Source organism: Burkholderia sp. 22PA0099 (genome assembly GCF_047497165.1).
Lineage (GTDB): Bacteria > Pseudomonadota > Gammaproteobacteria > Burkholderiales > Burkholderiaceae > Burkholderia.
In genome coordinates, this window is the sequence record NZ_CP163164.1 from 2,137,832 (window position 1) to 2,149,704 (window position 11,873).

General features: G+C 66.0%; 11 protein-coding genes. 8 read left to right on the top strand and 3 right to left on the bottom strand.

What is annotated here, in order from left to right; translation table 11 throughout:
* Positions 1 to 870: a sulfurtransferase gene (locus AB4851_RS09505; RefSeq protein WP_414446974.1), complete on the bottom strand. Its 870-nt coding sequence runs from the start codon at positions 868 to 870 to the stop codon at positions 1 to 3.
* A 102-nt stretch (positions 871 to 972) separates the two neighbouring features.
* A complete protein-coding gene (locus AB4851_RS09510) occupies positions 973 to 2,079 on the bottom strand; it encodes an aromatic ring-hydroxylating oxygenase subunit alpha (RefSeq protein WP_414439837.1) in 1,107 nt (368 codons plus the stop codon).
* 277 nt (positions 2,080 to 2,356) lie between these two features.
* Here AB4851_RS09510 and AB4851_RS09515 point away from each other — a divergent pair, with 277 nt between their 5' ends.
* From AB4851_RS09515 to folE2, 4 genes are all read left to right on the top strand, one after another.
* On the top strand, positions 2,357 to 2,650 hold the full coding sequence (locus tag AB4851_RS09515) for an exodeoxyribonuclease VII small subunit (RefSeq protein ID WP_414439836.1): 294 nt from the start codon (positions 2,357 to 2,359) through the stop codon (positions 2,648 to 2,650).
* On the top strand, positions 2,647 to 3,531 hold the full coding sequence (locus tag AB4851_RS09520) for a polyprenyl synthetase family protein (RefSeq protein ID WP_414446975.1): 885 nt from the start codon (positions 2,647 to 2,649) through the stop codon (positions 3,529 to 3,531). The genes AB4851_RS09515 and AB4851_RS09520 overlap by 4 nt, the downstream gene beginning before the upstream one ends.
* Positions 3,532 to 3,615: 84 nt before the next feature.
* Positions 3,616 to 5,520, top strand: coding sequence for a 1-deoxy-D-xylulose-5-phosphate synthase (gene dxs, locus AB4851_RS09525; protein ID WP_414439834.1), 1,905 nt, complete (start codon positions 3,616 to 3,618; stop codon positions 5,518 to 5,520).
* 170 nt (positions 5,521 to 5,690) lie between these two features.
* The gene (gene folE2, locus AB4851_RS09530) at positions 5,691 to 6,497 is read left to right on the top strand and encodes a GTP cyclohydrolase FolE2 (RefSeq protein ID WP_414446976.1); all 807 of its coding nucleotides are present in this window, start codon (positions 5,691 to 5,693) and stop codon (positions 6,495 to 6,497) included.
* Positions 6,498 to 6,592: 95 nt separating this feature from the next.
* On the opposite strand, the gene tsaD is transcribed toward folE2, so the two are convergent.
* Entirely contained in the window at positions 6,593 to 7,633 is a 1,041-nt protein-coding gene (gene tsaD, locus AB4851_RS09535) for a tRNA (adenosine(37)-N6)-threonylcarbamoyltransferase complex transferase subunit TsaD (protein ID WP_414446977.1), read from the bottom strand.
* A 137-nt stretch (positions 7,634 to 7,770) separates the two neighbouring features.
* On the opposite strand from tsaD, the gene AB4851_RS09540 reads away from it, so the two are divergent.
* From AB4851_RS09540 to dnaG, 4 genes are all read left to right on the top strand, one after another.
* Complete coding sequence (locus tag AB4851_RS09540) at positions 7,771 to 8,988, top strand: NAD(P)/FAD-dependent oxidoreductase (RefSeq protein ID WP_414446978.1); 1,218 nt, start codon at positions 7,771 to 7,773, stop codon at positions 8,986 to 8,988.
* A gap of 79 nt (positions 8,989 to 9,067) precedes the next feature.
* Positions 9,068 to 9,280, top strand: a complete 213-nt coding sequence (gene rpsU, locus AB4851_RS09545; RefSeq protein ID WP_414439831.1) for a 30S ribosomal protein S21 — start codon at positions 9,068 to 9,070, stop codon at positions 9,278 to 9,280.
* Positions 9,281 to 9,468: 188 nt separating this feature from the next.
* Positions 9,469 to 9,915 (top strand): GatB/YqeY domain-containing protein, encoded by a 447-nt coding sequence (locus AB4851_RS09550; RefSeq protein ID WP_414446979.1) that lies wholly within the window; start codon positions 9,469 to 9,471, stop codon positions 9,913 to 9,915.
* 65 nt (positions 9,916 to 9,980) lie between these two features.
* Positions 9,981 to 11,864: a DNA primase gene (dnaG, locus tag AB4851_RS09555; RefSeq protein ID WP_414446980.1), complete on the top strand. Its 1,884-nt coding sequence runs from the start codon at positions 9,981 to 9,983 to the stop codon at positions 11,862 to 11,864.
* Positions 11,865 to 11,873: the final 9 nt, after the last annotated feature.

Consider the following 11,873-nt stretch of genomic DNA (forward strand, 5'->3'; position numbering starts at 1 on the left):
TCAGGGGTTCGGGCCGGTCGCCACCGGCCGCGACGGATCCGCGCTCCATTCGCTCCACGAGCCTGCATACAGCAGCGGATTGTGGAGCCCGGCGATCTCCATCGCCAGTGCGTTGTGGCAGGCGGTCACGCCCGAGCCGCATTGCAGGATCACGTTGTTCGCCGGCTGCTGGCCGATCACGCCCGTCCATTCCTCGCGCAGTTCATGGCCGCTCTTGAAGCGGCCTTCCGCGTTCAGGTTGTCCTTGAAGAAACGGTTGGCCGCGCCGGGGATATGGCCACCGACCGGGTCGAGCGTTTCGTTTTCGCCGCGATAGCGGTCGGGCGAACGGGCATCGACCACCAGACGCGATTTCGACGCGAGATTCGCCACCACGGCGGCGGCGTCCACCACGGTCGCGAGCGGCGCCTGCGCGCGGAAATCGCCGGCTTTCGGCGCCGGGACGTCGGGCGTCAGCGGTTGGCCGGCGGCCTGCCAGGCGGCCAGGCCGCCGTCGAGCACCGCCACCGAATCGTGGCCGAGCCAGCGCAGCAGCCACCACAGACGCGCGGCATACATGCCGCCTTGCGCGTCGTACGCCACCACTTGCTGGCCCGCGCGCAGGCCCTTCGCGGCCAGGGCAGCGACGAGCGTGTCGCGCGCGGGCAGCGGATGGCGCCCGTTGGTGCCGCTCTTGGGGCCGGACAGATCACGATCGAGATGCAGGTAGACGGCGCCCGGCAGATGGCCGGCCGCGTGGGCTTGCGTGCCGGCGTCGGGCGCGGCGAGGTCGAAACGGCAATCGAAGACGAGTACGCTGTCCGGCGCGGCAGCCAGGCGCTCGGCCAGGTTGCCGGCCGAGATGAGCGTCGTGTAGTGAGTGTGGGGCATGATGGCTCCTGCTGAGGAAACGGCCGAATCATCCAGTCTAAACAAAAAAAGACGAGCCGCAGCTCGTCTTTTGAGGGTGCCGCCGGCAGGCGCCGGCCCGCATCAGATGCTGCCGAGCTTGCGGCGCAGGAATTCGTGGAAGTGCTGCATGCCGTCTTCCATCGGGCTTTGGTACGGCCCGACCTGGGATTCGCCGCGTTCCATCAGCGCGCGGCGGCCGGCGTCCATGCGCAGGGCGATCTCGTCGTCCTCGACGGCCGTTTCCATATAGGCGGCGCGTTCGGCCTCGACGAATTCGCGCTCGAACAGCGCGATTTCCTCGGGGTAATAGAACTCGACGATGTTGGTGGTTTTCTGCGGGCCGCGCGGGATCAGCCACGACACCACCAGCACGTGCGGATACCACTCGATCATCAGGCCCGGGTAGTAGACCATCCAGATCGCGCCGAACTCGGGCGGTACACCATCGCGGAAGCGCAGCACCTGCTCGTGCCATTTCTGGTACGTGGGGCTGCCCGGCTTGGCGAGCGCATTGTGCACGCCGACCGTCTGCACGCTGTACCAGTCGCCGAACTCCCAATTGAGATCGTCGCAGGACACGAAACTGCCGAGGCCCGGATGGAACGGGACGACGTGGTAATCCTCGAGGTAGACCTCGATGAACGTCTTCCAGTTGTAGTCGCATTCGTGCACTTCGACGTGATCGAACAGGTAGTCCGAAAAGTTGAAGTGATGGCGCGTGCCGAGGTTCGCGAGATCCTGCGCGACGTTGCGGCCCTCGGCCTCGAACAGCAGGCCCTGCCAGTTCTGCAGCGGCGCCTTGTCGAGGTTCAGGCACGGATTGTCGGGGAAGTGCGGCGCCCCGAGCAGTTGCCCGTCGAGATCGTAGGTCCAGCGGTGCAGCGGGCACACGATGTTGTTCGTGTGCCCGCGGCCGTTCAGCATGATCGCCTGCCGGTGGCGGCAGACGTTCGACAGCAGCTCGATGCGCGACTGCTGGTTGCGCACGAGCACACGGCCTTCCTTTTCGGAAGGCAGGGCGAAATAATCTCCCGCCTCGGGCACCATCAATTCGTGCCCGACGTAGCGAGGACCTTTCTTGAACAGGGTTTCGACTTCGCGCGCGAGAAGCGCCTCATCGAAGTAAGCGGTGACAGGAAGTTGGCTCGATGCCGACTTCAATTGCAGAGCGTCGCTCAGATTGGACATTCCCACTCCCGGAAATCGTGAAAGCAGTGAACAACCCAACCATCGAAAAATCGATTTAGGGGAACCTTCTACTATACCTGAAACTGTAGCGATGGGGGTGGATAAGTGCCTGATTTGTGTCAAATTTCCATGCGTGATGTGCGGCATTCCGCCTCGTGTCGGCATGTTCGCGGCGTGCTTGGCACCGTCCGCGGTGGTGGGGCCATTACGTCGACAGGTGCTGGAATCCGCTTTTGCCGTAGAATGTCCGACTTGTTTTTAAATTTCCCCTCGTTCCATGGCGAAAAACGCAACTCCGGGCGCTGCGGCGTCGGGTGCCGGCTCCGAATCGCTGCCGGCTTCCTACGAAACGGCGCTCGAGGAGCTCGAGACGCTGGTCGCGAGAATGGAGGGCGGAACGTTGAGCCTCGAGGACTCGCTGTCGGCCTATCGGCGCGGCGCGGCCCTTGTTGCGTTTTGCCAACAGCAACTCGATAAGGTGGAGCAGCAGGTGCGAGTGCTCGACGGGGCCACGCTGAAACCGCACTCCACAGGAGCGGCCGCCACGGACGGCGAAGACGACGATCTATGACATTCGAACAATGGATGCGCGCGGTGCTGGCGCGCGTCGAAGACGCACTCGGCCACTATCTGCCGGCCGAGACGGTGGTGCCCGGCAAGCTGCACGAAGCGATGCGCTATGCGGTGATGGGCGGCGGCAAGCGGGTTCGCCCGCTGCTGTGCCATGCCGCGGGCGAACTGACGGGCGCCACGGAGGCTGCGCGCAACGCCGCATCGGCCGCGCTGGAGATGATCCACGTCTATTCGCTGGTGCATGACGACATGCCCTGCATGGATGACGACGCGCTGCGCCGCGGCAAGCCCACGGTTCACGTTCAGTACGACGAACCGACCGCGCTGCTGGTCGGCGACGCGCTGCAATCGCAGGCGTTCGTCGCCCTGACCGATGCTGCTGCGCTCACCGCCGTCCAACAGGCGGCGCTGGTGCGCGAGCTCGCGCTGGCGAGCGGCTCGGTGGGCATGGCCGGCGGCCAGGCGATCGACCTCGACAGCGTGGGCCTGATGCTCACGCGCGAGCAGCTCGAAACCATGCACCGCAAGAAAACCGGTGCGTTGCTGCGCGCGGCGGTGCGCATGGGCGCGCTGGCCGGCGAAACGCCGTCGGAAGAGACGATGCGCGCGCTCGATGCATACGCCGACGCGGTCGGCCTCGCCTTCCAGGTGGTGGACGACATTCTCGACGTAACGACCGATTCCGCAACGCTCGGCAAGACGGCGGGCAAGGATGCGGCGGCCAACAAGCCCACGTACGTGTCGATCATCGGTCTCGATGCGTCGCGCGAACTGGCCGCGCAACTGCGTGCGGATGCGCATGCGGCGTTGCAACCGTTCGGCGTGCGCGCGCAGCGCCTTGCCGAACTCGCCGACCTGGTAGTGAACCGGGTCAGCTGACGCGAAAGCCCGCCGCCGCGCTTCGGCTCCCGGGAGCGTGCACCAAGAGTGCGGGCGCGTTTGATTTCCTACAATGGAACGACGATGTACGACTTGCTGAAAACCATCGACGACCCGGCGGACCTGCGCCGCCTCGATCGTCGCCAACTGCATCCGCTCGCCGATGAGCTGCGCTCGTTCGTGATCGACAGCGTGTCGAAGACGGGCGGCCACTTGTCGTCCAATCTCGGCACGGTCGAACTGACGATCGCGCTGCATTACGTCTTCAATACGCCGAACGACCGCATCGTGTGGGACGTCGGCCACCAGACGTATCCGCACAAGATCCTGACCGGCCGCCGCGACCAGATGGCGACGCTGCGTCAGCAGGACGGCATTTCGGGCTTCCCGCGCCGCTCGGAGTCGAACTACGACACGTTCGGCACGGCGCACTCGAGCACCTCGATCTCGGCCGCGCTCGGCATGGCGATCGGCAGCCAGCTCAACGGCGACGACCGCTTCTCGATCGCCGTGATCGGCGATGGCGCGATGACGGCCGGCATGGCCTTCGAGGCGATGAACAACGCCGGTGTGTCCGAGGACGCGAAGCTGCTCGTGATCCTCAACGACAACGACATGTCGATTTCGCCGCCGGTCGGCGCGCTGAACCGCCACCTCGCACGCCTGATGTCGGGCCGCTTCTACGCGGCTGCCCGCGCCGGCGTCGAGAAGGTGTTGAGCGTCGCGCCGCCGGTGCTCGAACTGGCGCGCAAGCTCGAAGAGCACGCGAAGGGCATGGTCGTGCCGGCCACGCTGTTCGAGGAATTCGGCTTCAACTACATCGGCCCGATCGACGGTCACGATCTCGATTCGCTGATCCCGACGCTGCAGAACATCAAGGAACTGCGCGGCCCGCAATTCCTGCACGTGGTCACCAAGAAGGGCCAGGGCTACAAGCTCGCCGAAGCCGATCCGGTGCTCTACCACGGCCCGGGCAAGTTCAATCCCGCCGAAGGCATCAAGCCGGCCGCGACGCCCGCCAAGAAGACCTACACCCAAGTGTTCGGCGAGTGGCTGTGCGACATGGCCGAACTCGACGCGCGCGTGGTCGGCATCACGCCGGCGATGCGCGAAGGGTCGGGCATGGTCGAATTCGAAAAGCGCTTCCCGGATCGCTACTACGACGTCGGTATCGCCGAACAGCACGCGGTGACCTTCGCCGGCGGCATGGCCACCGAAGGGCTGAAGCCGGTCGTCGCGATCTACTCGACGTTCCTGCAACGCGCCTACGATCAATTGATCCACGACGTCGCGCTGCAGAACCTGCCGGTGGTGTTCGCGATCGACCGTTCGGGCCTGGTCGGCGCCGACGGTGCAACGCACGCGGGCGCCTACGATCTGGCGTTCATGCGCTGCATCCCGAACATGACGGTGATGGCCGCGTCCGACGAAGACGAATGCCGCCAGATGCTCTACACGGCCGTGCAGCAGCCGAACCCGACGGCCGTGCGCTATCCGCGCGGCGCGGGCGGCGGCGTGCCGACCGTCAAGGCGATGACGGCGATCCCGCTCGGCAAGGGCGAAGTGCGCCGCCGTTCGGCCCAGCCGGAAGGCAAGCGCGTCGCGATCCTCGCGTTCGGCACGATGGTCGCGCCGTCGCTTGCGGCTGCCGAGGAACTCGACGCCACCGTGGCGAACATGCGCTTCGTGAAGCCGATCGATGCCGATCTGATCCGCGAACTCGCACAGACGCACGACTATCTGGTCACGGTCGAAGAGGGCTGCCTGCAAGGCGGCGCCGGTTCGGCTTGCGTCGAATCCCTGATGGAAAGTGGGGTTATCCGGCCCGTACTACAATTGGGCCTCCCCGATCGCTTCGTCGATCACGGCGATCCGGCCAAGCTGCTGTCGCAGTGCGGCCTCGATGCCGCCGGCATCGCGAAGTCGATCCGCGAGCGTTTCCTGAGCCAGCCCGACAGCGTCGCCGATCAGGCGAAGCGCGTGGCCTGACCGAACGTCGCGCGCCGCCCGATTGCGTAGCTTGCAACCGGGCGGCTTTCCCGATTATCCGGAACGGAAAACATGGGCCTGCGGGCCCATGTTGCGTTTCCGGGCACCCGCTTCGAGCGGTGGCGCGCGAGCCGGCGACGGCGCGGCGCGTGAAGACAAGGACCGAACAGATGAACCAGATGAACTCCGGCCTCGTGATGCCCGACGTGCAGAGCACGGTCGACACGCGGCAGATCCCGATCCAGCGCGTAGGCGTGCGCGCGGTCCGGCATCCGCTGACCGTGCGCACCGCAGCCGGCGAGATCCAGCCGACGGTCGGCACGTGGAACCTCGATGTGCATCTGCCCGCCGAGCAGAAGGGCACGCACATGTCGCGCTTCGTGGCGCTGCTCGAAGACAACCGCGAGCCGCTGACGGCCGAGACGTTCCGTGGCCTGCTCGCGTCGATGCTCGGCAAGCTGGAGGCCGAAGCCGGCCGGATCGAGGTGTCGTTTCCGTATTTCGTCAGCAAGACCGCGCCGGTGTCGGGCGTGAAGAGCCTGCTCGACTACCAGGTCACGCTGGCCGGAGACGTGCGCAACGGTGCGACGCGGCTGTTCCTGAAGGTGCTGGTGCCGGTCACGAGCCTGTGCCCGTGCTCGAAGAAGATCTCGCAATACGGCGCGCACAACCAGCGCTCGCACGTGACGATCGACGCCGAGCTGAACGGCGACGTGCCGGTCGAGGAACTGATCCGGATCGCCGAGGAAGAAGCCTCGTGTGAGCTGTGGGGCCTGCTCAAGCGGCCCGACGAGAAGTTCGTGACCGAGCGCGCCTACGAGAACCCGAAGTTCGTCGAGGATCTCGTGCGCGATGTGGCGCAGCGGCTCGACGCCGATGCGCGGATCGTCGCCTACGTGCTGGAAGCCGAGAACTTCGAATCGATCCACAATCACAGCGCCTATGCGCTGATCGAGCGCGACAAGCGCGCGGCCTGAGCCGCGTTCGAGTCGGGTCGATAAAAAACCCCGCGTCGCAGAAAGCGACGCGGGGTTTCATTTTTTCGGGCTTGGCGCGCGAGGGCCGCCTGCGTTCAGCGCGAGAGCGAGGTCAGATCCCAGCGCGGCTTGACCGTGAACGCGTAATCGCGATTGGCCTGATCGGGCCAGCGTTCGAGGCGCAGCGCGCCGGCCAGCGCGATCATCGCGCCGTTGTCGGTACAGAGCGCCAGATCGGGGTAGTGGACGTCGAAGCCGCGCTTCTTCGCGGCGGCCGACAGCGCCGCGCGCAGTTGGCGGTTTGCGCCCACGCCGCCGGCCACCACCAGCCGATTGAGCTTGGTTTGCTTGAGCGCCGCGATCGATTTCGCCACCAGCACGTCGACCGCCGCATCGACGAAGCCACGTGCCAGGTCCGCCTTGGCCGCATCGAGCGCCGCGCCCGTCGCGCCGCCGGCCTCGATCTTCTTCATCTGCGTGAGCACCGCCGTTTTCAGGCCGCTGAAGCTGAAATCGAGATCGCCCGAATGCAGCATCGGCCGCGGCAGCGCCACCGCGCCCGGCGTGCCGAGTTCGGCCAGCTTCGACACTTCAGGGCCGCCCGGGTAGCCCAGGCCGATCAGCTTGGCGGTTTTGTCGAACGCCTCGCCGGCCGCGTCGTCGAGCGTTTCGCCGAGCGTTTCGTACACGCCCACGTCGGTCACGCGCATCAATTGCGTGTGGCCGCCCGACACCAGCAGCGCGACGAACGGAAACGGCGGCGGCGCATCGACCAGCAGCGGCGACAGCAGGTGCCCTTCGAGGTGGTGAATGCCGACGGTGGGCTTGTCCCAGGCCATCGCGAGTGCATTGGCGATGCTCGCGCCCACCAGCAGCGCGCCGGCCAGGCCGGGGCCTTGCGTGAAGGCGATCGCGTCGATCTGCTCGCGCTCGACGCCGCCCTCGGCGAACACCTGTTCGAGCAGCGGCAGCGCGCGGCGGATATGGTCGCGCGAGGCGAGCTCGGGCACGACGCCGCCGTATTCGCGGTGCATCGCGATCTGCGAGTGGAGTGCGTGGGAGACGAGGCCGCGCTGCGTGTCGTACAGCGCGAGGCCGGTTTCGTCGCACGAACTTTCGATGCCGAGGACAAGCATGGTTCGGTGGGGCGGCCGTGCGGCCGGATAAGCAATGGCAACCGGACAGTATACCAGCGGGGCCGCCCCTCGGCCTGACGGCCAGGGCCGCCGCCATCCGGCCGATACCGCGCCATTCCGCGGTTACAATCCGCGCCATGGAAAATTTCGATATCGCCGTGATCGGCGCCGGCGCGGCCGGCATGATGAGCGCGGCCGTCGCCGGGCAGCTCGGGCGCCGCGTCGTGCTGATCGATCATGCGCCGCGGCTCGCCGAGAAGATCCGCATCTCGGGCGGCGGGCGCTGCAACTTCACGAACTTGCAGGCGGGGCCGGACAACTATCTGTCGCAGAACCCGCGCTTTTGCCGCTCGGCGCTGGCGCGCTACACGCCACGCGATTTCCTCGATCTGCTGAAGCGCCACCGCATCAGTTGGCACGAGAAGCACAAGGGCCAGTTGTTCTGCGACCAGCAGAGCGAAGGGATCATCGACGTGCTGAAGGCCGAGTGCGATGCAGGGCGCATCGCCTGGCGGCGGCCGGTATCGGTGGAGGCGGTGCGGCATGCCGACGGCGTGGGTTTCACGCTCGACACGAGTGCCGGCGCGATCGGTGCGAAGGCGCTGATCATTGCGACCGGCGGGCTGTCGATCCCGAAGATCGGTGCGACCGATTTTGCCTACCGGCTCGCCAAGCAGTTCGGCCACAAGCTGATCGATACGCGCCCGGCGCTGGTGCCGCTGACCTTCGCCGCGGCCGATTGGGCGCCGTTCTCGGCGCTGTCGGGCCTGTCGCTCGAGGTGCGCGTCTCGACCGGCGGCAAGAAGGACGGCGGCGAATTCGTCGAGGATCTGCTGCTGACCCATCGCGGGCTGTCCGGGCCGGGCATTTTGCAGATTTCGAGCTACTGGAAGCCGGGCGAGCCGATCCACCTCGACCTGCTGCCGCGCGAGGACGCCACCGAAGCGCTGCTGGCCGCCAAATCGGGCTCGAAGCGCCAGATTGGCGCGTTGTTGTCGGAGTGGGTGCCGTCGCGGCTCGCGCAGGCCTGGCTCGACGGGCAGAAGCTGGCCCACGACGCACGGCTCGCCGATCTGCCCGACAAGGCGCTGCGCCAGGTGGGCGGCGCACTGTCGCGCTGGAGCCTGGTGCCCGACGGCACCGAGGGCTACAAGAAGGCCGAAGTCACCAAGGGCGGCGTGGATACGCGCGAGCTGTCGTCGTCGACGATGATGAGCGCGCGCGTGCCGGGCCTCTATTTCGTCGGCGAATCGGTCGACGTGACCGGCTGGCTGGGCGGCTACAACTTCCAGTGGGCGTGGGCCTCGGGCGTGGCCGCCGGGCAGGCCGCGGCCGCGCAGGCCGGAAGTGCTTGACTCGGTAGTGCGTTTGTGCAGCCTGTCTGCTATACTCGGAACCCTTTCTTCGCGGTTTTTACTTTTTCAGTGACGGGTCATGACGATCATTCGCTTAAAAGAAAACGAGCCTTTCGAAGTCGCCATGCGCCGCTTCAAGCGGACGATCGAGAAGAACGGTCTGCTGACCGAACTTCGGGCACGCGAGTTCTTCGAGAAGCCCACGGCCGAACGCAAGCGCAAGAAGGCTGCCGCGGTGAAGCGCCACTACAAGCGCATCCGTGGCCAGACGCTGCCGAAGAAGCTCTACTGAGCATCCTGTTTCTGTCTCAACCCTCTTTAGAGGCGCCGCAAGGTTTGTCGGGCGGCGCAGCGGTGGTCCCATCCAGCGGGCTGTCGATGCCGGATTCGAGCAAACCCGCTTGAGCAAGCCCTCAAGCGGGTTTTTGTATTGATGTCCGGCTTCCGGGCATCGACGTTTTTTTCTTTCCGGGTGAAGCGATGAGTTTGAAAGACCAGATCAGCGAAGACATGAAGGCCGCGATGCGCGCGAAGGATACCGCGCGGCTCGGCCCGATCCGCCTGTTGCTCTCCGCGATCAAGCAGCGCGAAGTCGACGAGCGCATCACGCTCGACGACGCGGCCATCACGGGCGTCATCGACAAGATGCTCAAGCAGCGCAAGGATTCGATCTCGCAATTCCAGGCCGCCGGCCGCGACGATCTGGTCGCGCAGGAGCAGACCGAGATCGACGTGCTGGTCGCCTACATGCCCGCGCAGCTGTCGGCAGCCGAAGTGGCCGATGCCGTGCAGGAAGCCGTGGTGGCCACCGGCGCCAGCGGCCCGCAGGACATGGGCAAGTTGATGGCCGTGCTGAAGGGCAAGCTGGCCGGCAAGGCCGACATGACCGCCGTGTCCGCGCTGGTCAAGGCCGCGCTCACGAAGTAAGCCGCCTGCCGCCCGGCGCCGTGTGCGCCGCCGGCTTTGCTCCACGCTGCCCAAGCCGCCATTACGTGATCCCGAGTTCGTTCCTGCAGGATTTGCTGAACCGCGTCGATATCGTCGACGTGGTGGGCCGCTTCGTCCAGTTGAAGAAGGGCGGCGCCAATTTCATGGGGCTCTGCCCGTTTCACAACGAAAAGAGCCCGTCGTTTACGGTCAGCCCGACCAAGCAGTTCTATCACTGCTTCGGTTGCGGCGCGCACGGCACCGCGATCGGCTTCCTGATGGAGCACGCCGGGTTGAGTTTTCCCGAGGCGGTGCAGGATCTGGCGCAATCGGTCGGCATGACGGTGCCGCACGAGCCTTCGCCACTGCGTGGCGGCGGTGGCGGCAGCTATTCGGGCGAGGGCGGTGGGGTGCCGGCCGCGTCGAAATCGGTCACCACCGCGCTGACCGACGTCATGCATACCGCCAACGAGTACTACCGCAAGCAGTTGCGCGGCGCGCCCAACGCGATCGAGTACCTGAAGCGGCGCGGGTTGACCGGCGAGATCGCGATGCGCTTCGGGCTCGGTTACGCCCCCGATGGCTGGCAGAACCTTGAATCCGCCTACGAGGATTACAAGGCCGATACGCTGGTCGAGGCCGGGCTCGTGATCGTCAGCGAAAAAACCGATGCGGCCGGCACGTCGCGCCGCTACGACCGCTTCCGCGAGCGGATCATGTTCCCGATCCGCAACGTGAAGGGCAATGTGATCGGCTTCGGCGGCCGCGTGCTCGATTCGGGCGAGCCGAAGTACTTGAATTCGCCGGAAACGCCACTATTCAACAAGGGTAGCGAGTTGTACGGCTTGTTCGAGGCGCGCCTGGCGATCCGCGAGCACAAGTACGCGTTGGTGGTGGAAGGCTATATGGACGTGGTGGCGCTGGCGCAGCTCGGCTTCCCGAACGCGGTGGCCACGCTCGGCACGGCTTGCACGCCGGTCCATGTGCAGAAGCTGCTGCGGCAGACCGATACGGTGGTGTTCAGCTTCGACGGCGATTCGGCCGGCCGCCGCGCGGCGCGTCGCGCGCTGGAGGCCTGCTTGCCGCATGCGGCCGACAATCGCACGATCCGCTTCCTGTTCCTGCCGGCCGAGCACGATCCGGACAGCTACGTGCGCGAATTCGGCGCGGACGGCTTTTCCGATCAGGTGCGACGGGCCATGCCGCTGTCGCAGTTCCTGCTGAACGAGGCGATCGCGGGCAAGGAGCTGGACCAGCCGGAAGGGCGCGCGAAGGCGCTGTTCGAGGCCAAGCCGCTGTTGCAGGCGCTGCCGGCCAACGCGTTGCGTGCGCAGATCATGCACATGTTCGCCGACCGGCTGAAGATCCCGTTCGAGGAAGTGGCGGGGCTCAGTGACGTGGATGCCCGGATCGCCGCGCCGGTGCGCCAGGCGCCCGCGCGCGCCGACCGCCGCCGCGTGACCGACAACGAGAAGCGTGCGCTGCGCAACCTGGTCATGCACCCGCGCATCGTGGCGCTGCTCGATGCCGACGAGATCGACACGTTGCGCGCGTTGCCGAGAAATGGGGAACTGTTCGACGAGATCTTCACGATCGCGCGCGAATTGGGCGATACGGCCGAATTCCGGATGTTGTCCGACGTTCTGCGCAATTCGACCAACGCGGAAACGTATGACGAAATCTTCCGCGAAATTCTCGACTATGATGAAAACGTCCGTGACCTGCTGATGCAGAGCCCGGAAGACGACGCAGGACAGGAAGCGATGCAGGAGCGCGAGCGGATCGCCGGCGCGGAATTCAAGGCGGCGGTGCTCAAGATGCGCTACGACGCCTGCAACGACCGGATGAACCAGTTGTCGCGGCAATCCACGCATACCCCTGAAGAGTTGAGCGAGCTGATGGCCCTCAACCGGGCACGCACGGAAATGAAGGCAAAACTCGGGCTGTAAACGAGGAAC

Excerpts from the sequence above, each read along its gene's own strand:
- AB4851_RS09550 (WP_414446979.1), top strand. The coding sequence starts at position 9,469 with ATGAGTTTGAAAGACCAGATCAGCGAAGACATGAAGGCCGCGATGCGC.
- AB4851_RS09505 (WP_414446974.1), bottom strand. The coding sequence starts at position 870 with ATGCCCCACACTCACTACACGACGCTCATCTCGGCCGGCAACCTGGCC.
- AB4851_RS09510 (WP_414439837.1), bottom strand. The coding sequence starts at position 2,079 with ATGTCCAATCTGAGCGACGCTCTGCAATTGAAGTCGGCATCGAGCCAA.
- AB4851_RS09520 (WP_414446975.1), top strand. The coding sequence starts at position 2,647 with ATGACATTCGAACAATGGATGCGCGCGGTGCTGGCGCGCGTCGAAGAC.
- AB4851_RS09540 (WP_414446978.1), top strand. The coding sequence starts at position 7,771 with ATGGAAAATTTCGATATCGCCGTGATCGGCGCCGGCGCGGCCGGCATG.
- dxs (WP_414439834.1), top strand. The coding sequence starts at position 3,616 with ATGTACGACTTGCTGAAAACCATCGACGACCCGGCGGACCTGCGCCGC.
- AB4851_RS09515 (WP_414439836.1), top strand. The coding sequence starts at position 2,357 with ATGGCGAAAAACGCAACTCCGGGCGCTGCGGCGTCGGGTGCCGGCTCC.
- folE2 (WP_414446976.1), top strand. The coding sequence starts at position 5,691 with ATGAACCAGATGAACTCCGGCCTCGTGATGCCCGACGTGCAGAGCACG.
- rpsU (WP_414439831.1), top strand. The coding sequence starts at position 9,068 with ATGACGATCATTCGCTTAAAAGAAAACGAGCCTTTCGAAGTCGCCATG.
- tsaD (WP_414446977.1), bottom strand. The coding sequence starts at position 7,633 with ATGCTTGTCCTCGGCATCGAAAGTTCGTGCGACGAAACCGGCCTCGCG.